The sequence below is a fragment of the Paenibacillus sp. FSL H7-0714 genome, assembly GCF_038003765.1.
Taxonomy (GTDB): Bacteria; Bacillota; Bacilli; order Paenibacillales; family Paenibacillaceae; genus Paenibacillus_AQ.
Map to the genome: position 1 here is coordinate 5,693,555 of NZ_JBBOPT010000001.1, position 20,860 is coordinate 5,714,414.

A 20,860-nucleotide genomic window follows, 5' to 3' on the forward strand; every position below is an offset into this window, starting at 1 on the left:
GATAAGAAAGCTTCATGGTGGAGGCTGAGGGGATCGAACCCCCGACCCTCTGCTTGTAAGGCAGATGCTCTCCCAGCTGAGCTAAGCCTCCATGTAAAGAAGCAACTCAATTATCATAACACATTCCAACCTGTAATGCAACACTTTATTTCAGAAGAACAATTACGTTTTAAATAAATTGGTGACCCGTATGGGATTCGAACCCATGTTACCTCCGTGAAAGGGAGGTGTCTTAACCCCTTGACCAACGGGCCTTATTGAAAACAAAATGTTTTGACAACAAAAAAGATTATATCATGTATTTCGAAGTATAGCAATACCTAAATTAATATATTTTCACTTTTCTTCTATAATAGGCGTTAAAGTGATATCAAGCTTACTAGCTATCATCTTTACGACTCCTAGAGTAGTCAGGTTATTTGTGTCTAAATGGTCTTTAAATACGTCCTTATTAAGCCCTGTGAGGCATCTGTCGATCTGTTGAACGGCCCACGAGTCATTCCCTTCACCTCTACCACCCAATCTCTTGAGCAGCGTCTCTCGTGAGGCACACAAAGTAAAATGATGAACCTCTAATCCCTCATTTATTAGATTACCAGCAATGTCCATCCAATATTCTGGGTTGACTATGGTCATAGGTACGATAATCGTTCCCCTATATTCGCTAGCTATGTATTTTAACATGGAATGGTTAATTTCACGCCAAAGATAATAGTCCTGAAAGTCACTTTTTGTCATCACATCGGGAATGTTTGCTCTTATGTAATACCCTACATTCTCTGGATCGTATACAAAAGAATCAGGAAGTCTGCGATGTAATTCATATGCAGTTTCTGTCTTCCCCGCACCAAAAGCTCCATTGATCCATATAATCAAGATCTTTATCCCCCATGAATAATCTATTAGTGACTCTATTAAACCACTTTATCATAAAAACCCTTACAAGCAAATTCACTCTACAAGGCACAACAAAAAGACCACTGTCGATTACTCAACAGTGGTCTTGCGTGCTTGGCAACGTCCTACTCTCCCAGGACCCTTCGGTCCAAGTACCATCGGCGCTGGAGGTCTTAACGGTCGTGTTCGGGATGGGTACGCGTGGAACCCCTCCGCTATCGCCACCAAACGGGCATTTGCGGTACAAATGCATTATTCAGGTCTCAGCATCGCCAAATGCTGAAAACAAATTCATCAACATACAGCCACTAGGACCATATGGTTTAGAACTTGATTCCTGAAAACTGAATCCGAATTGAATTTGCGTTCTAAGTATAGGATAAGCCCTCGACCGATTAGTATTGGTCAGCTCCATGCATTACTGCACTTCCACCTCCAACCTATCTACCTCGTCGTCTTCAAGGGGTCTTACTAATTGGGAAATCTCATCTTGAGGGGGGCTTCACGCTTAGATGCTTTCAGCGCTTATCCCGTCCGTACGTAGCTACCCAGCCATGCTTCTGGCGAAACAACTGGTGCACCAGCGGTACGTCCATCCCGGTCCTCTCGTACTAAGGACAGCTCCTCTCAAATTTCCTGCGCCCACGACAGATAGGGACCGAACTGTCTCACGACGTTCTGAACCCAGCTCGCGTACCGCTTTAATGGGCGAACAGCCCAACCCTTGGGACCTACTTCAGCCCCAGGATGCGATGAGCCGACATCGAGGTGCCAAACCTCCCCGTCGATGTGGACTCTTGGGGGAGATAAGCCTGTTATCCCCAGGGTAGCTTTTATCCGTTGAGCGATGGCCCTTCCATGCGGTACCACCGGATCACTAAGTCCGACTTTCGTCCCTGCTCGACTTGTAGGTCTCGCAGTCAAGCTCCCTTATGCCTTTGCACTCTTCGAATGATTTCCAACCATTCTGAGGGAACCTTGGAACGCCTCCGTTACTCTTTAGGAGGCGACCGCCCCAGTCAAACTGCCCGCCTGACACGGTCCCCGTACCCGATTAGGGTACTAGGTTAGAACCTAGATACGATCAGGGTGGTATCCCAACGGCGCCTCCACCGAAGCTTGCGCTCCGATTTCTACGGCTCCCACCTATCCTGTACAGATCGTACCCAAATTCAATATCAAGCTGCAGTAAAGCTCCATGGGGTCTTTCCGTCTTGTCGCGGGTAACCTGCATCTTCACAGGTATTAAAATTTCACCGGATCTCTCGTTGAGACAGCGCCCAAGTCGTTACGCCATTCGTGCGGGTCAGAATTTACCTGACAAGGAATTTCGCTACCTTAGGACCGTTATAGTTACGGCCGCCGTTTACTGGGGCTTCGGTTCATAGCTTCGGGTTACCCCTAACCACTCCCCTTAACCTTCCAGCACCGGGCAGGCGTCAGCCCGTATACTTCGCCTTGCGGCTTCGCACAGACCTGTGTTTTTGCTAAACAGTCGCTTGGGCCTTTTCACTGCGGCCCCCTCGTGCTATTCACACTACCGGGGCACCCCTTCTCCCGAAGTTACGGGGTCATTTTGCCGAGTTCCTTAACGAGAGTTCTTCCGCGCGCCTTAGAATTCTCTTCTCGCCTACCTGTGTCGGTTTGCGGTACGGGCACCTTCTCCTGGCTAGAGGCTTTTCTTGGCAGTGTGAGATCATGACCTTCGCTACTGTAATTTTCGCTCCCCATCACAGCCCAGCCTTAACGATGTGCGGATTTGCCTACACATCAGCCTCACTGCTTAGACGGACATATCCATCAGTCCGCGTCACTACCCTCCTGCGTCACCCCATCGCTCATAGCGGATTACGGTGGTACAGTAATTTCAAACTGTTGTCCTTCGACTACGCCTTTCGGCCTCGCCTTAGGTCCCGACTTACCCTGAGCGGACGAGCCTTCCTCAGGAAACCTTGGGCTTTCGGCGGATCAGATTCTCACTGATCTTTTCGTTACTCATACCGGCATTCTCACTTGTATGCTGTCCAGCGCTCCTTACGGTACACCTTCAACCCACATACAACGCTCCCCTACCCCAGATACATACGTATCTAGCCATAGCTTCGGTGGTGTGTTTAGCCCCGTTACATTTTCGGCGCAGAGTCACTCGACCAGTGAGCTATTACGCACTCTTTCAATGGTGGCTGCTTCTAAGCCAACATCCTGGTTGTCTGTGCAACTCCACATCCTTTCCCACTTAACACACACTTGGGGACCTTAGCTGATGGTCTGGGCTGTTTCCCTTTTGACAATGGATCTTAGCACTCACTGTCTGACTCCCGGCAATAAGTATATGGCATTCGGAGTTTGACTGAGCTTGGTAATCCTTGCGGACCCCGCACCCAATCAGTGCTCTACCTCCACTACTCTTATACCGAGGCTAGCCCTAAAGCTATTTCGGGGAGAACCAGCTATCTCCGAGTTCGATTGGAATTTCTCCGCTACCCCCACCTCATCCCCGCATTTTTCAACATGCGTGGGTTCGGGCCTCCAGTGCGTGTTACCGCACCTTCACCCTGGACAGGGGTAGATCACACGGTTTCGGGTCTACGTCCACATACTCAATCGCCCTATTCAGACTCGCTTTCGCTGCGGCTCCGTCTTCTCGACTTAACCTTGCATGTTAAACGTAACTCGCCGGTTCATTCTACAAAAGGCACGCCATCACCCATTAATAGGGCTCTGACTTTTTGTAAGCACACGGTTTCAGGTTCTATTTCACTCCCCTTCCGGGGTGCTTTTCACCTTTCCCTCACGGTACTGTTTCACTATCGGTCGCCAGGTAGTATTTAGCCTTAGCAGATGGTCCTGCTGGATTCATACGGGGTTTCACGTGCCCCGCACTACTCGGGATCCGTCTCGGAGAGAACACAGTTTAGGTTACAGGGCTTTTACCTCTATCGCGGGCCTTTCCAGACCTCTTCACCTACCATATTCCTTTGTAACTCCATGTGAGACGTCCCACAACCCCTAAGAGCAAGCTCTTAGGTTTAGGCTGTTCCGCGTTCGCTCGCCGCTACTGACGGAATCACTATTGTTTTCTCTTCCTCAGGGTACTTAGATGTTTCAGTTCCCCTGGTCTGCCTCTACATCTCCTATGTGTTCAGAGATGAGTAACTGCGAATTACCACAGCTGGGTTTCCCCATTCGGACACCCCCGGATCAAAGCTTGCTTACAGCTCCCCGAGGCAGTTTCGTTGTTCGCCACGTCCTTCGTCGGCTCCTGGCGCCTAGGCATCCTCCGTGTGCTCTTATTAGCTTAACCTTGATTTTTCCTCAGGAAAATATCACATAATGACATTCTCTTTGGAATCATCTCACTAATAACATTTACTTGTTTACACAAGTTGCTAAAAGATGTTCTAAAACGCAAATTCGTTTCGGTATCCAGTTTTCAAGGATCAAGTCTTACTGAGAGCTTAAACTCTCAAAACTGAGCAACGAGTGAGTAACAGGCCTAAACCTGAGATTTGGAAGTTTAACTTCCGATTTGAATGTCTTCATTGCAGAAGACGATTCTCCATAGAAAGGAGGTGATCCAGCCGCACCTTCCGATACGGCTACCTTGTTACGACTTCACCCCAATCATCTACCCCACCTTCGGCGGCTGGCTCCCTTGCGGGTTACCCCACCGACTTCGGGTGTTGTAAACTCTCGTGGTGTGACGGGCGGTGTGTACAAGACCCGGGAACGTATTCACCGCGGCATGCTGATCCGCGATTACTAGCAATTCCGACTTCATGCAGGCGAGTTGCAGCCTGCAATCCGAACTGAGACCGGCTTTGATGGGATTGGCTTCACCTCGCGGTTTCGCTTCCCGTTGTACCGGCCATTGTAGTACGTGTGTAGCCCAGGTCATAAGGGGCATGATGATTTGACGTCATCCCCACCTTCCTCCGGTTTGTCACCGGCAGTCACTCTAGAGTGCCCAGCCTTACCTGCTGGCAACTAAAGTTAAGGGTTGCGCTCGTTGCGGGACTTAACCCAACATCTCACGACACGAGCTGACGACAACCATGCACCACCTGTCTCCTCTGTCCCGAAGGCCGCCACTATCTCTAGTGGATTCAGAGGGATGTCAAGACCTGGTAAGGTTCTTCGCGTTGCTTCGAATTAAACCACATACTCCACTGCTTGTGCGGGTCCCCGTCAATTCCTTTGAGTTTCAGTCTTGCGACCGTACTCCCCAGGCGGAGTGCTTACTGTGTTAACTTCGGCACCAAGGGTATCGAAACCCCTAACACCTAGCACTCATCGTTTACGGCGTGGACTACCAGGGTATCTAATCCTGTTTGCTCCCCACGCTTTCGCGCCTCAGCGTCAGTTACAGCCCAGAAAGTCGCCTTCGCCACTGGTGTTCCTCCACATATCTACGCATTTCACCGCTACACGTGGAATTCCACTTTCCTCTTCTGTACTCAAGTCACCCAGTTTCCAGTGCGACCTCAGGTTGAGCCCAAGGTTTAAACACCAGACTTAAATGACCGCCTGCGCGCGCTTTACGCCCAATAATTCCGGACAACGCTTGCCCCCTACGTATTACCGCGGCTGCTGGCACGTAGTTAGCCGGGGCTTTCTTCTCAGGTACCGTCACTCCGGTAGCAGTTACTCTACCGGACGTTCTTCCCTGGCAACAGAGCTTTACGATCCGAAAACCTTCATCACTCACGCGGCGTTGCTCCGTCAGACTTTCGTCCATTGCGGAAGATTCCCTACTGCTGCCTCCCGTAGGAGTCTGGGCCGTGTCTCAGTCCCAGTGTGGCCGTTCACCCTCTCAGGTCGGCTACGCATCGTCGCCTTGGTGGGCCGTTACCCCACCAACTAGCTAATGCGCCGCAGGCCCATCCCTCAGTGACAGATTGCTCCGTCTTTCATTCTTTCTTCAGGAGAAAAAAGAAATTATCCGGTATTAGCTACCGTTTCCGGTAGTTATCCCAGTCTAAGGGGCAGGTTGCCTACGTGTTACTCACCCGTCCGCCGCTAAGTTACTTTGAAAGCAAGCTTTCAAAGTAACTCCGCTCGACTTGCATGTATTAGGCACGCCGCCAGCGTTCGTCCTGAGCCAGGATCAAACTCTCCAATTAGTATTGAAAAGAGCGATATGCTCATTTTGAAACATCTGACGAGAAAATTAATTCTCTAGTTTTGGATTTCACTTTCGTGATTTCCTACTCACTCGTTGTTCAGTTTTCAAAGATCAAGTTCTCGTTGGCGCCGTTTAATGTCTCAGCAGCAACTTTTATAATATATCATGTTTTCCGATGAATTGCAACACTTTTTTTTCAAAGTCTTTTGTAATTTCATCCGGATTAACATTCACCAACCGAAAGTTTATATCTACTCTTTGCGACTGGATTTATAATGTAACATATAACCCACTCTAAAAACAACCCCTAAATTCAAAAAACATAAATAAGTACTTTCGCTGCTTCAGTCCTACTTCTCGTTCCCATCTTCTCATAAAAAATGTGCAGATTCTAATAATCAGAACCTACACGTTAAATAGAGATTGGATGTTAGTTTAGAACTGTATTAATTAGAAATCCACGGATTTCTGCGTTTCTTTGAGCTCTCTGTACGACCACCAGCATTTGAACGTTGAGACTTCACAGCTGTTTTGTTTTTCTTACTGCTGTTTTGACTCGAGGTCTTTGCTTTTGATGCCGTTTCCTTCGTTGCAGTTCCCTTGCTCTTGAGAGAAGCGCCAGAAGTAGATTCCTCACTCACTGTTCTAGCAACTTCGGGAGTATCCTGTACAAACGTTTCAGGATCTTGGATTTCCGGAACCCGATTATGCTGCGAATAATTACCAATACCTGGATACTGCGGATTAGACGGAATACTCGACATTATCGGCCCGCCAAAAGCTCCAAGAGGAGATTCTGGAACTATTCCCTGATTAGGTGTTCCCGCTCCATAAGCAGAGAATGCATTTGGGTTTCCATATGCAGGATAGGTATTATATACGGGCATTTCATATGAATAGGGTTGAACATGCATTCCCCCACACCCACAAGTAGTTGGCCAAGGAAGGTTCGGTGACATCCCATACATCGGGTTCATCCCTGAAACATTAGCCTCCATATTGTTAGGTGCAGCATTTGGATTCCATTGTTCTGGACTCACGTTAGGTGCAGCATTCGGATTCCATTGTTCCGGACTCATATTAGGCCACGCGTTTGAATTCCATTGTTCTGGACTCATGTTAGGCCACGCGTTTGGATTCCATTGTTCTGGACTCACATTAGGCGCAGCATTCGGATTCCATTGTTCTGGACTCATGTTAGGTGCAGCATTCGGATTCCATTGTTCTGGACTCATGTTAGGCGCAGCATTCGGATTCCATTGTTCTGGACTCATGTTAGGTGAATACATATTTTCTGAAAAGTAGTATGGAGACATGCATTCAGGTCCATATGACGCCGGTTGAACATAACTTGGTGCCCAATTCATGTTCATATTAGGGCTATTTTGATAAGAATCATAGAGATAAGGATTTCCTCCTAGTCCTGGATATCCCATGTTGTCACAAGCATCTGCCTTTTCCTCTTTGCAAGCCATTGGCTTCATCTCAGCTTTTGGTGCCTCATGATGTGCTACAGGCTCTTGATTTGGAACTGTAATCTGAACAAATAAGCTCTGCATTTCAATTTCTTGCACAGGAGCAACTTCCATCTGCATATTCGGTGCAGGATTAGGTGCAGCATTTTGAGTATTAATAGGGGCAATGTTCATCGATGGGTGTGGTGCAGAATTGTACAAAGGCGAGATATTTGGCGATGATTTAGGTGCAGGTTTAGTTTCCGCTTTAGCTTCTGGTTTATTTTCTGCTTTTGCCTCTGGTTTATTTTCTGCTTTTGCTTCCGGTTTAGTTTCTGGTTTGACCTCTGGTTTAGTTTCCGGTTTTGGTGCAGGAACTACCTCAGCTACTGGCTGTTCTTTTGGACCCGTATATTCCTTCCCGCCAACTTGTGTTTTCTCAGAAGCATTAGAAGGCATGTAGCCTGGCTGTACGGGTGAAGCGTTTGATGTCTTTTTAGGAATGTTGACTACTTCCCCTAACATCAATACATTCGGATTCTTTAGCTGGGGGTTTGCTTCAACCATATCTTTTAAAGGGATTCCCCACGCCTTAGATAATTTCCATAAGGTATCTCCTTGTTTGACTGTATGCTTGTAGTAAACTTCACTGTTATCCGGTACGGATACAGGAGCCGTAGGTATTTTTACTTTTTCACCAAGTGCCAGCACATTCGGATTACTGATCTGTGGATTAGCTTCAATAATTTTTTGTAACGGCACTCCGTACTTTTGCGATAATGCATACAGACTATCGCCTTGTTTGACAATGTGTATTTTCACGTAGCATTAACCTCCTAAAAGTTTTGTGGAGTATTGCTTTCTTACAGCTACACAGCAAAACTGGCTTTGAAAGCAAACACCCTTTGGATGGAACATTGCTCTCTTACAAAGTTATATGCGGTACAGCCGCCTCCTTCGTTACTACATCTTATGCAGCCCATGGGCGAATGACATCCCTGAAATAAAAAAAATCCTTTCATGAGACATGAAAAGATGTACCAGAGACCTCCGGCCATCTTCTTCATATGCATGAAAGGATATCTAATGCCTATTCAATACTCATTACACGACTAGCATGTAAAGAGCAAATTGTACGATTAAATGTTATTCCCAAACCTTGTAGCCATCTTTGTCAACAACATTGCGGAACTCTTCAAGCAATCTCAAAGTGATTGGACCCGCTTGTCCTTCACCAATGATTCGGCCGTCAATTTCACGCGCAGCAATAACTTCAGCAGCAGTACCTGTGAAGAATACCTCATCCGCTATGTAAACATCATGCATAGTGAATGGTTCTTCTTTTAGCTTAATACCCAATTTCTCACATAACTCGATGATCGCCAGACGTGTGATTCCTTCAAGCGCTCCCAAATAGCACGGAGGAGTAAAGACCACACCATTTTTGATGATGAAAATATTATCTCCAGATCCTTCAGTAACATATCCTTGAGCATTCATCATGATTGCTTCATCGGCTTCTGCCAGATTGGACTGGATTTTTACTAGGATATTGTTGAGATAGTTAAGCGATTTAATCTTCGGATTCAGTGCATCCGGAATATTACGACGTTGGGATACAGAAACAGCACGAAGCCCATTAATGTACGCTTGCTCTGGGTAAATAGCTAATTGTTCAACGATAATGATTACGCTGGCTTTAGGGCAACGGCGTGGATCAAGACCCAAGTTACCAGGACCACGGGATACGATCAGTCGAATATAACCGTTACGCATGTCGTTAAGGCGAATCGTTTCAGCCATAGCTTCCAGCATCTCGTCATAAGTAAGCGGAATGTCCAGCATGATCGACTTCGCCGAATCATATAGTCTGTCCAAATGCTCTTTACATTTAAAAATATTACCATTGTAGATACGAATACCTTCAAATATGCCGTCTCCATACAAAAAACCGTGATCAAAAACGGATACCTTTGCATTTTCCTTAGTTACGTGTTGTCCATCCAGATAGATCCATTGTTCAGCCATGAATTTACTGCACCTCCGCTTTCTCTTCCTCATAGGTGTATGTGGGATACGAGCCCAGAATCCGAACCTGACAGCCTAAAGCGCTAATCTCTTCAATCGCTCCTGGTAGCAGGACTGATTCTATCGGTTCCAGCACATCAATATAAAAATAATAAGTACCCAACTTCTTTTTCGTTGGTCGTGATTCAATACGCGATAAATTCAGCTTCCGCCAAGAAAAGGCAGCGAGGACCTGATGCAAAGCACCGGGAAAATCCTCCGGCAGCGTAACTAGGACACTCGTCTTTACACCATTGCTGCTCCGTGGAAGATCAACCTTCTGCGGACCGACAAGGACAAATCGCGTGTAGTTGTTGTTGTGATCTGTAACTTTCCGATCAACAATCTCCAGCCCATGAGTTGCTGCGCCAAGAGCAGTACCAATCGCAGCCCAGCCCTTGTCAGGATTGTTCTTAACGATTTCAACAGCTTCAGAGGTGCTTCCGACCGACTCCAGTTCAGCCCAAGGTGCATGCTTCCGAACAAATTGCATGCATTGTGCCATTGCAACAGGATGCGAAAGGATTTTTTTAATTTTAGTGAAATCCTTATTGCCGTTCGTATCTCTGAATTCCAGCGGGTGGCCGATGAGATTCTGTATCGATGGAAAGATCCATTCAGCCTGCATAGGTAGATCGACCTCATTAATGAGCCAATCAATATGTAGACTAACTGAGCCTTCAATAGTATTCTCAATCGGGATAACGCTGTAATCAGTGGTGCCACCAGCCGTAGAGAGAAAGACATCGGAAATTAGCTTGTGATGCACAATTTTTACAGGCTCGCCGTTAAACAAATGCAGCAGCGCTTCGTGAGATACCGAGCCCTGCGGCAATACCGCTATTGATTTCATAACCGTACTTCTCCTTTTATCATATCCAAAAATGATACGTTTTGCATCTCGTTTCTTTCAAGAAGCTCTGATGTAACACCTGAAGTACAAGGCATCAGCCAGCAAGTCTGAGCAGAGATGCCGTGTTCTTGCATCGTATTCATCAGGAAAGCCTCAAGCTCTCGCTTACGAGTCTCATGGCGATCAACTAAACACAGTAGGGTAGGACCGGCACCGCTAAGTGCGATTCCTAAAGCACCATGGTTAGGTGCTTCCGCGAGCAGCTTCTCCATGCCTGGAATAAGTGCTGCACGATAGGGCTGATGCAGACGATCCTGCATCGCTCTACTGATCAGGTCAAGCCGACCTGATGCAAACGAGGCTGTCATTAAAGAGGTTCTGCTGATGTTGTACACAGCATCACTAACTGAGATTTCTGTTGGAAGCACTCCCCGTGCTTTTGTGGTTTCCAGCTCGAATTCAGGAATAACCACGAGAACCTCAAGGTCTTGAGGTGGATCAAGGCGAACGTAATCCGCATGATCACCGTCCCACACTGCGGTAATGATGCCACCAAATAAGGAAGCTCCTACATTGTCAGGATGCTTCTCAAGCTGGGTAGCCATATCAAACAGCTTCGCATCATCGAGCGGAGAGCCGATCATCGTATTAGCTGCGACCATGCCCCCAATGATGGCCGAGGCACTGCTGCCGAGTCCACGCGTAAGCGGAATCTCAGAGTACATCGAAATAGATATTTCAGGCACCGTAACGCCAGCTTCTGCAAATACCATTTGAGCGACCTTATAGAGTAAATTACTCTTATCCTGAGCCACTCCCTTCATCTCGTCACCATATAGATGAAAAACAGTCTCCTCTGCTTCCTCCATCTCAATCCAGGCATACAGCGGCAATGCCATGCCAAGAGTATCGAAGCCCGGACCAAGATTGGCAGTACTAGCAGGTACTTTAACCCTTGCTACTCCATAAGTACTCATAACAGGTGCAATCTCCTTACTCATTGTTTAAATATAGAAAGTATAGTCCATCTACAGTGCTAACCTTCCACACGGTAGTGACTCTTGATCCGGTGGATGACTTTCAGTTCATTAAAGTGACGCAGCACTTTATTCATACTTGCTTTGCTGGCGTTATGGGTAACAATAATAATCTCCGCATCAGGATTATTTGGATTGGCTTGCTGAACTACCGAATCAAGACTCACGTCATACTCGGCAAACACCTGAGTAATCTTGGCCAATACGCCTGCTTTATCATCAACGTGTAAAAGTAGGAAGTTTTTATAAAAGATATCCTCATCACTCTTAAGCTTCTTCTGCTTATAAGGTACTTTTTGCTTCAATCCATTAACACCCAGCTTGAGGTTCTTAATAATGGCTACCAAGTCAGCTACTACCGAAGTTGCCGTTGGCATTGCACCCGCGCCCGCACCATAGAACATTGTCTCTCCTACTGCCTCACCATACACATAAACTGCATTGAAGACACCATTTACAGATGCAAGTGGGTGACTTGCTCGAATCAAGGTCGGTTGAACACTGATACTGAATTCCTCATCCTGACGTTCAGCAATGCCTAGCAGCTTAATTTCGTATCCGAGACGCTTTGCAAAGGCAATATCGGCTTTACTCACTTCTGAAATCCCGCTCACACTGACGTCATGTAGCTCCACGTTAGTACGGAAGCCTAGGGTCCCGAGAATCGCCATTTTGCGGGCAGCATCCAGACCTTCAACATCGGAAGTTGGATCAGCCTCTGCATATCCTAAATCCTGCGCTTCTTTTAACACATCATTGTAGGATGCGCCTTCTTGGCTCATTTTGGTTAGTATGTAATTAGTTGTTCCATTCACAATACCTATAATCTTCATGATCTTATCTGAAGAAAAGCCTTCGATAAGCGTCCGAATAATCGGAATACCACCTGCAACACTAGCCTCATAAAAGACATCACATTGCTTCTCTTGCGCCTTAGCCAGAATCTCCGAACCGTGCAGCGCCATCAAGTCCTTATTCGCAGTTACGACATGTTTACCACGGTCCAAAGCTTCAAGAATATATTCCTTTGTTCCATCGATACCACCCATCACTTCAACGATTACATCGATCTCAGGGTCACGAATAACATCCCATGGATCTGTTGTTATTTTAGCAGGGTCGACCTCAATATCACGGAGCTTATTGGAATTATTCACCGCTATGCGCTCAATGAGTATTGGAGAGCCTACTTGACTGCTCAAATCCTCCTGATTTCCTTCCACGATACGAACTACACCTGTACCAACTGTTCCCAGACCCAGCAATCCTACTTTAACCGGCTTCATCAGTATCCTCCTAAAAGTTTTACGTATATAATTTCTCTATCCCTGTCCAACGATTAGGGCGCGCTTCACTCCCGGAATATTCTTCAGACTATCAAGCATCTCTCCGAGCTCCTCATTCAAATGTGAGATTTCCACGGAAATCACCACATTCGCTCGTCCTTGTAGCGGAATACTCTGGTGAATCGTCAGCACGTTAGCCCCATGCCCCGCCACAGATCCTAGAACCTTGGAGAGCATCCCCGATTCATGTTCCAAATCCATGGAGATCGTAACAATTCGCTCACGTTCGAGCTGATGGATCAGGTGAATGCCATCCTTGTATTTATAAAAAGCGCTCCGGCTTAATCCTACCTGTTCTACACCCTCATGTACGGTCTTCGCATCCCCGGCCTCAAGCAATTGTTTGACCTGCATAGTCTTAAGTACGGCATCAGGTAATATGTCCTCACGGACCAAATAATAGCGTTCTTTCACGAACGTCCTCACCTCAAAGACTTTTGTGTTTTCTTAGTGGACATTATATCGGAAAAGACTTATAAAATGCAATAACTTTATATGTATACTCTGAGGCCAGGGAGTACGGTGCAGCAAAACCCCCGGATTCCCGGGGGCAGCAGGCAATCGTATGTACACTAACTGTATGGAATCGTCGTCCCGCAATAGTCACAGATTTTATCCTGCCCAGGAAGTACTCTACTCTTAGCACCGCAACTCGAACAAACGATGGATTTCGGCAGTTGGACAGGTGGCTTAGGCCTATTCTCCGGTAATGACTGCCGCCCAGATGATGGCTGGTTCTCTGATGCCGCGGAGGGCTGTGCCCGGTCAGGATGCACAAGATTGGGCGGTTGTTTATCTAAGAGCTTAACACGTCCTTCATAATAGACAAGATCAGAAGCAAGTAACCCCCATCTCACCAAATACCGTAGGTCTCTACGTACATCATCTTCACTTTGTTTCGTGATATCAGCTAAATTACCAATATGTCTAACATCATCCACTATGATCAGCATGAGATACTTCTTGCACAGAAAATCAAAGTTTTCTGTTGCGAAGGTAGCCCTCCCTGCAAAGCTGTCCGCCGGAATTATAAAGATCAAGTAGAGGACCACCAGAATGATCAATAAAGTGAACCACTTAAAATCCCCTTTGTAGGTCCCCACGGCGAAGAGGACGGCAAGTTCCATAAAAGCTCCCATACATACATGATAGAGCAATTTGTAGTTAAATGATTTCCGCTCATTCTTATAATGAGTGCTTACAAAACGAAGCATCGCAAGTACAAACCCAAGCGGAGCAAACAAATAGGCAATCGCCATGATGATTCGATCAAACACTGTCCGGTCTCGCTTGTTACGGTAGCGAAGGTTATTCTCAGGCGCACGCACCAGTGCTTGTGCCCGTTTGGAATAAATAAGCTTCGGCGGCAATTTTACAAATGGATTGTCTACACGTCCTTCATAATAAACAATATCTGGAGAAAGTACTCCCTGATCTTTTAAATATTCCAAAACCTCGCGGACGTTCTCTTCACTGAATCCGCGAATATCGGATAGGCTGCCGATATGCCTTATGCCGTCCACAAGAACCAAAGCGATATAGTCATTGCAAAGATAGGTGAATCCCTCTCTCCATCCTACGGCCCTAACCGACAATTTGATGGCGGGAACCCTAAACAATGCGTAGATAATCACCAGCCTGATCAAGAGTGCAATATAATCGATTTGACCGAGTAGCTTGCTAATAATGAAATAGATCGCCAATTCTACAAAGGCACCCATACACGCATGATAAAACAGGTTAATATTGCTTGCTTTGCGCTGTCTCTTGGAATGTGTAGATAATAACCGAATGGCAGCCAATATAAAGCCAACCGGAGCAAATACATACGCAAACACAATAGTCGTATAATCAAACGCCGTCCGCTCATATTCGTGCTTATATATCGGTTTGCCTGTTGTTGGTGGCTGCCTTCGTATATCCAATTTACTCATCTTCTATCTCCCCTAGTTAAGTTATATCTACAATGCTCAGGGAGAACCTTGGCATTAACTATACGATATCATCGTGCCACAGTATTCACAGCTCTTTGACTGACTAGGCTGAACCGTGTTCTGTGCTCCGCAGCCCGGACAACGGATGGACTTAGGCAGCAGCGGTGAGGACTGCGGTTGAGAATGAATCTGCTGTCCCGAAGCTTGGGCTCCGAAGCCTGAAGTCCTTTCAGGATGTACAAGATTAGGTGCTGCCATGGATGGATCTGGCGTCTGACGCCCCTCGGAAAGTACAATATCAATATCCAATAATCCTTTATTCTTTAGATACTGGACATCTCTCCGTACATCGCTATCGCTTTGACCTATCCGTTCAGATATACTGCCGACATATCGGATATTTTTATTTTGAATCAGCTCTATATAAGAAGTGTTAAGCTTAGAAAGTGTATATTTAGCTTTTGCTGTCACACTCGCAAGAATAAGTGCCGGAATCAAAAATATGACTGCAAGGAAAATCTGGATCGTTAATAATTCGGAAGTTCCAGTGTTTCCACTCATGGTATCTACAAACATTGCAATAGAGAGTTCAACAAATCCTCCGATAAATACATGCATGATCAGATTTAGATTGGTGGGTCTCCGATGATTTTTATAATGGGTTAGCATCAAACGTAACAATGCAAGAACGAGTCCAATGGGTGTGAATAGATAAGCCGCTGCAAGAATGACATAATCAAACCCAGTCCGGTCTAATTTAATCAGAGGAACCGCTGCACTCCCCGCTGGGGTCGGTGACGGCTCTTGTATGTTCAATCTGTTCATGTAGTTATTTCCTCCTATTTAAGTGCCGCTAATTCCCGATTTCGCCGCTCTAGTGTAGCTTTAATACTGTCGGCCATTTCGTTGATTTCAGCTTGCCAGTTCTCATGTGGCTCATTTGTCATGAGCAGAAGCTTCACATGATCATGCAACAGGGAGATCTGCTGATGCATGATATCCTCAGTAGCGTATAAAGATGGATCTGATACAGGATCACTGAACTTGAATTGATCTCGTAACTTATTGAGCAATTTTACAAGCTGTTCAGTTTCGGGATTGTTCCAGCTGCTTGCCAGCGTACTGATCTCGTTTATTTCACTCTGATGCTGCCGAAAAGCTTGCAAGGACCTCTGCATTTGCTGTTCTTCTGTTTCGGCATTCCATCCATAAATCCCGATCACAGCCAGTGTGATTCCACCAATCAAAAGAATCAGCAGTTGAACCGCAGCATACCACAGAGGGGACAACTCCAGTAGCCAATCGAAGACAATAGCCGATGCGAATACTCCAACCGCATAAATCCCCGTGATGAATGCACCGCTGAGAAGAACGGGTGAGGTCCGCTGCACACTACCTGCAGTACGGAGCCAAAAAATACAATAGCCATACACCACACTCTCCGCCAGCAGAACAGCAACTAGCGAAATCACGAATCGAAACAGTGATTCAGAGAAGCCTAACCCTATAAAGGAGAACACCGTTAGTATTATAGCAGCCACATAAATAATGGTGATGATACGAATATAGCTTTTGCCCTTGTTCATAACGTCCTCCTTCAGCCTGCTTTTGTTCCACACTCTGCACAAAATTTCTGTCCAGGCTTCAGCTCATGCCCACAACCTCCGCATTTAATAACCAAGCTATCTCCACAGTGAGGACAGAATTTCACCCCTGGTGATACCATTTCTCCACATTTACCACAGGCTTTAGGCATTTCTTTTCCACAAGAGACACAGGAAGATGCACCCTCAGGATTATCTGCTCCACAGGTTGGACAAGCACGATAAGGATTGCCACAACCAGGACAGAACTTGGCTCCTGCTTTCAATTCATGTCCACATTCCAAACAATTGATCTTGTTTCCGGACGATGCGCTTTGCTGAATGCTCTCCAGAGCATGCCCACAGCCACTGCAGAACCTTCCCTCAACAGAATTCATAACCCCACACTTCGAACAGGAGCGCTCTTGGCGCACAACTGTAGTCCCTGAATCAAAACTCATCCCTCGGGTCATACGATTCACCATATCCATAGCCGGTCCAGCGAATCCCATACCAAGTCCAAGCCCCATCCCGGTGTTCATCATGCCTACTCCAAGATTGCCAGGATTACCTGCTGCTTTTTCCATCGTGTTAAAGCCACGCTCCTGTTGATAGTTGAAGCCGATAATATCCATTTCTGCTTTTTTAGCTAAAGCTTCCTTTAATCGAATCGTTGCCGGATCATCATCAGGAATATTAATGGAATCAATATAGAAATTATTCAGCTCAAGTCCATTATCCAGAAAAGTTGATGCTAGCCGCCCCTGGATATGCTTTGAGATCTCTGCAACATAGGCATTAATCTCCAGTATACTGATTTGCTTATGTACAAGGTAGGATGAAATCAGTTCATTTATATTCGACATAAGCAAGCCGCGGAAATAATTCACGAGCGTATCGTGATCAAACTGAGGAAGCGTTCCAACAAGCTGCAACAAAAATTTGCGCGGGTTATCAACCTTTACACCAAACTGTCCGAAGGAACGAACAGAAATCATAATTTTGTATTTAGGATCCTGGAGTTGTAAAGGTGCGCTGGTTCCCCATTTAACATTCATCGAATTGGTCTTGTTCACATACCATACTTCTGCTGTGAACGGCGACTTCCCACCGAAAGGAAGATTGACGATATTAGATAAAATAGGAATATTGGCGGTGCTCAGGGTGTGCCGCCCTGCTGTAAAGGAATCAAGCGCTTGTCCGCCCTTGAATAGGATCGCTTCCTGAGATTCATTAACGATTAGCTGAGTCCATGTCCCTAGCTCTTGGTTAGGATATTTCCATGCGAAAATCCCCGGAGGACCGTCGTACTTCACCACTTCTATAATTGCCATCTGCTATTCCCTCTTTCATCATCTATGATATATGAATAACGTATGCGTTCCCGGATGGGAAATTGTGTATTTCGATATTAATTGTATACGATATATATCGTGATTTGGGTTCTTTTCACGAAAAAAATATACTCGATATGGAAATAAAAAAAGCGCGGCTTGTGTCTTCCTTTACAGGAGAACACAAGTCGCGCTTTGTAATCAGCTAAATATTAATAGTAACTGCTATTCTCTACGAACTCGAATTCGAACTCACCAATACGGACAATAGTCCCCTCTACAGCTCCACGTTTACGAAGCTCTGCATCTACACCCATATGTCGCAATGTCCGGGCGAGCTTTAGAATCGCATCATGTGTACTAAGCTGCATACGTTTCAACATTTTCTCGATACGAGGGCTGTTGACCACATATGTTTCATTATCACGTGTAATGGTGAACGAGTTATTATCTTCCGCTTCTAGCTTATAAACCTTACGTTCAGTTGTTCCTGATACTTCTTCAACTACCGGTGCCACCGGAATACTATCAAGAATATCCGTTGCACGATATAACAGTTCCTGAACACCCTGACGGGTAAGCGAGGAGATTGGCATAACCTCAAGATCCGGACGCAGCTCAGCTACGCGTTCTCGGAAAGCGATGAGATTCTCCTCTGACTCTGGCATATCCATTTTATTCGCGGCCACGATCTGAGGACGATCAATTAGAGCCGCATTGTATTGCTTCAGCTCGTCATTAATGAGAACCCAATCCTCGAAGGGATCACGCCCCTCTGAACCAGACATATCCACTACGTGAATAATGATCCGTGTACGTTCAACGTGACGCAGGAATTCATGACCAAGCCCTATACCTTCACTAGCTCCCTCAATTAATCCTGGCAGATCCGCCATTACAAAGCTTCGTCCATCCCCAACATCTACTACACCTAAGTTCGGTGTAATCGTAGTGAAATGGTATGCACCAATCTTTGGTTGAGCTGCGGATACGACCGACAGTAGCGTAGATTTGCCCACACTCGGGAAGCCTACAAGTCCCACATCAGCCATAACCTTAAGTTCCATGACAATATAACGCTCTTGACCCTCTTCGCCGTTCTCTGCTAGCTCTGGAGCCTTATTAGCTGCTGTTGCAAAACGAGCATTCCCACGACCCCCACGACCCCCACGGGCAACAACAACTTGCTGACCATGACGAGTCAAATCGGCGATGATCTCTTGAGTATCATCGTCAATTAACATGGTTCCAGGTGGAATCCGCACGATCATATGATCAGCGTTCGCCCCATGCTGACTTCTGTTACGTCCTTTAATCCCTTTGTCCGCTTTAAAATGGCGTTGATAACGGAAATCCATCAGCGTACGCAAGCCCTCATCTACGCGGAAGATAACGTCGCCACCACGGCCACCGTCACCACCTGCTGGACCACCATCCGGTACATACTTTTCCCGGCGAAACGCAACGATACCATCCCCGCCGTCTCCGCCCTTAACATAAATCTTAGCTTTATCTACGAACATTAATGTTCACCTTCCTCACATTTCAAGCGGCAAACGCAGCTCTACATAAGCCTTGCTGGGCTTAAACTGCTCCGCTTTCATGATTTTCCCTTGTACTATATTATAAATTTGCCCTTTGAGCTGCTCGGGATTGCCATGCTCTCCCTCACCTTCGAAGGAGATAAGAATGTCTCCTCCATCCTGAATAAAGCCAAGACGCAGCTTGCGCGTTTCACCCTGAGGAGCCAGTCCGTTATATTGATAAGCTCGTACGGTCTGCATGATCACTGAAGTCAGCTCATCTCCTGCTTCCCGGTTTAGCTTCTCCTCCAGTTGCAATCCTTCCTCCACTTGAACTTCCAGTTCCAGACTAGTCCGGTAAGTTCGGAAAGATTGGATATAGAAGACCAATGAAGGAATGCCCAGCTTCGCGATACGACTATCAAGCGCTATGCGTTCCTTTATTCTTTCCACACACTCCACGGATTTATCAGGCTTTCCAAGCTGAATATATCCGTAAAGAATCTGCAAATCATTCATCCAATCATGACGATGATGATTCAGTGTCCGAATCGCCGCCTGTTGCAGAGTGTTCTCTTGTATACGCAGTTCCCGTTCCCAATGACGCTGATTCCAAATCAAGCTGAAAGCAACCGTTGCTGCTATCCAAATTCCAAGCAACAGACACGTCAAAAGGGAGGTATGCCAATACACGAGTCCTAAAGGAAGCATTACGGATAACATGACTGCCCAGATTGCACTTTTCCAGGATTTCATTCTTTCTCCCCGTCCCTCAGTTCGCAAAATTCATGACTTCGTTTAGATTATTACCCTCATCAATTACCATTTCCTAGTATAACACAGCAGTTCCCTGTAGTTCACCAGAGACAACCGTGAGATTTCACATATGTCTAAGGATGTTTATGTTTTCTTAAAACTCTGAAGGTATACATTTCTAAAGTGCTCAAAGAGGTATCCACAAACGCTTCTAAATATTCTACAAAAAAGCCTCCGGCACTCATGCCGGAGGCTTCTACATGCAAATATGGTTCCGTAAGCTTACGCTTCCAGTGCCGCTGCTACCGGAGCGACATCAACTGGGTATACGCTCACTTTTTTGCGATCGCGGCCCCAACGTTCGAACTTCACTACGCCATCCACCAATGCGAACAACGTATCATCTTTACCGATGCCTACGTTAGTGCCTGGGTGAATTTTTGTTCCGCGTTGACGAACCAAGATGTTACCGCCGGTTACTGCTTGACCGTCAGCACGTTTCACGCCAAGACGTTTGGAATGGGAATCCCGTCCGTTTTTTGTGGAACCTACACCTTTTTTCGATGCGAACAATTGAAGATTCAATTTCAACATGTTGTCAACCTCCTTCTTTAAATATTTACTTGCTCTATTTGAAGATACTTTCCGTATGATTCTGCGATATCATTTAGCATCACGACCATGGATTCAAGCAGCAATTGCACCTTCGCGGAAGTATCGAAATCATCAATGGAACCTAATGTTCCACTTAGGAATCCGTTCTTCATGGATGTATCCATGGAGATTCCGGTCAAAGTCTCAATCGAATTGACGGTTCCAACCGTTACGGCCGAAACACCGGCACATACGATATCTTCGCCACGCTTTGCATAACCCGCGTGCCCTTTTACCTCAAAGCCAACGATAGTTCCTAGATCCGAAGATCGTGTAATCCGTACGTTAATCATTCAC

At 46.2% G+C, this 20,860-nt stretch carries 15 protein-coding genes, 2 tRNA genes and 3 rRNA genes; all 20 read right to left on the reverse strand.

All coding sequences use genetic code 11. The annotated features are described in order from the left end of the window. Positions 1-15 precede the first annotated feature (15 nt). The 20 genes from NST34_RS25610 to NST34_RS25705 all read right to left on the reverse strand — a co-directional run bounded on the left by NST34_RS25610 (position 16) and on the right by NST34_RS25705 (position 20,856). Positions 16-91: transfer RNA gene (locus NST34_RS25610), tRNA-Val, on the reverse strand. A gap of 88 nt (positions 92-179) precedes the next feature. Further along, positions 180-254, reverse strand: a tRNA-Glu gene (locus tag NST34_RS25615). Between the two features lie 82 nt (positions 255-336). Then, the gene (locus NST34_RS25620; protein WP_076287119.1) at positions 337-876 is read right to left on the reverse strand and encodes an AAA family ATPase; all 540 of its coding nucleotides are present in this window, start codon (positions 874-876) and stop codon (positions 337-339) included. Positions 877-1,009: 133 nt separating this feature from the next. After that, positions 1,010-1,126 (reverse strand): 5S ribosomal RNA (gene rrf, locus NST34_RS25625). A 146-nt stretch (positions 1,127-1,272) separates the two neighbouring features. Next, positions 1,273-4,201, reverse strand: a 23S ribosomal RNA gene (locus NST34_RS25630). A 261-nt stretch (positions 4,202-4,462) separates the two neighbouring features. Continuing rightward, a 16S ribosomal RNA gene (locus NST34_RS25635) occupies positions 4,463-6,020 on the reverse strand. The 16S, 23S and 5S rRNA genes sit together here, the layout of an rRNA operon. 448 nt (positions 6,021-6,468) lie before the next feature. Beyond that, on the reverse strand, positions 6,469-8,298 hold the full coding sequence (locus NST34_RS25640) for a LysM peptidoglycan-binding domain-containing protein (protein WP_341129028.1): 1,830 nt from the start codon (positions 8,296-8,298) through the stop codon (positions 6,469-6,471). A gap of 324 nt (positions 8,299-8,622) precedes the next feature. Then, a complete protein-coding gene (gene ilvE / locus NST34_RS25645; RefSeq protein ID WP_339798169.1) occupies positions 8,623-9,504 on the reverse strand; it encodes a branched-chain-amino-acid transaminase in 882 nt (293 codons plus the stop codon). Positions 9,505-9,508: 4 nt separating this feature from the next. Continuing rightward, positions 9,509-10,396 (reverse strand): prephenate dehydratase, encoded by an 888-nt coding sequence (gene pheA, locus NST34_RS25650; RefSeq protein ID WP_042191147.1) that lies wholly within the window; start codon positions 10,394-10,396, stop codon positions 9,509-9,511. After that, on the reverse strand, positions 10,393-11,373 hold the full coding sequence (thrB, locus tag NST34_RS25655; RefSeq protein WP_076300746.1) for a homoserine kinase: 981 nt from the start codon (positions 11,371-11,373) through the stop codon (positions 10,393-10,395). Before thrB ends, pheA begins: the two co-directional genes overlap by 4 nt. A 59-nt stretch (positions 11,374-11,432) precedes the next feature. Next, on the reverse strand, positions 11,433-12,719 hold the full coding sequence (locus tag NST34_RS25660) for a homoserine dehydrogenase (RefSeq protein WP_042191151.1): 1,287 nt from the start codon (positions 12,717-12,719) through the stop codon (positions 11,433-11,435). Positions 12,720-12,755: 36 nt separating this feature from the next. Then, the gene (locus tag NST34_RS25665) at positions 12,756-13,193 is read right to left on the reverse strand and encodes an ACT domain-containing protein (RefSeq protein ID WP_042130552.1); all 438 of its coding nucleotides are present in this window, start codon (positions 13,191-13,193) and stop codon (positions 12,756-12,758) included. Between the two features lie 158 nt (positions 13,194-13,351). After that, positions 13,352-14,713, reverse strand: a complete 1,362-nt coding sequence (locus NST34_RS25670; RefSeq protein ID WP_076286500.1) for a hypothetical protein — start codon at positions 14,711-14,713, stop codon at positions 13,352-13,354. A gap of 54 nt (positions 14,714-14,767) precedes the next feature. Continuing rightward, positions 14,768-15,538 carry a zinc ribbon domain-containing protein gene (locus NST34_RS25675; RefSeq protein ID WP_076286499.1) on the reverse strand — a complete coding sequence of 257 codons (771 nt, stop codon included), beginning with the start codon at positions 15,536-15,538 and terminating at the stop codon, positions 14,768-14,770. A 14-nt stretch (positions 15,539-15,552) separates the two neighbouring features. Beyond that, positions 15,553-16,299, reverse strand: a complete 747-nt coding sequence (locus tag NST34_RS25680) for a hypothetical protein (protein ID WP_076286498.1) — start codon at positions 16,297-16,299, stop codon at positions 15,553-15,555. An 11-nt stretch (positions 16,300-16,310) separates the two neighbouring features. Beyond that, positions 16,311-17,630, reverse strand: a complete 1,320-nt coding sequence (locus NST34_RS25685; protein WP_042191160.1) for an SPFH domain-containing protein — start codon at positions 17,628-17,630, stop codon at positions 16,311-16,313. Between the two features lie 212 nt (positions 17,631-17,842). Continuing rightward, positions 17,843-19,153 carry a GTPase ObgE gene (gene obgE / locus NST34_RS25690; protein ID WP_042191162.1) on the reverse strand — a complete coding sequence of 437 codons (1,311 nt, stop codon included), beginning with the start codon at positions 19,151-19,153 and terminating at the stop codon, positions 17,843-17,845. A 15-nt stretch (positions 19,154-19,168) separates the two neighbouring features. Then, entirely contained in the window at positions 19,169-19,909 is a 741-nt protein-coding gene (locus NST34_RS25695; RefSeq protein ID WP_076286497.1) for a Spo0B domain-containing protein, read from the reverse strand. Between the two features lie 282 nt (positions 19,910-20,191). Next, the gene (rpmA, locus tag NST34_RS25700; RefSeq protein WP_042130564.1) at positions 20,192-20,503 is read right to left on the reverse strand and encodes a 50S ribosomal protein L27; all 312 of its coding nucleotides are present in this window, start codon (positions 20,501-20,503) and stop codon (positions 20,192-20,194) included. Positions 20,504-20,520: 17 nt separating this feature from the next. Then, the gene (locus NST34_RS25705) at positions 20,521-20,856 is read right to left on the reverse strand and encodes a ribosomal-processing cysteine protease Prp (RefSeq protein ID WP_042191166.1); all 336 of its coding nucleotides are present in this window, start codon (positions 20,854-20,856) and stop codon (positions 20,521-20,523) included. Positions 20,857-20,860 lie beyond the last annotated feature (4 nt).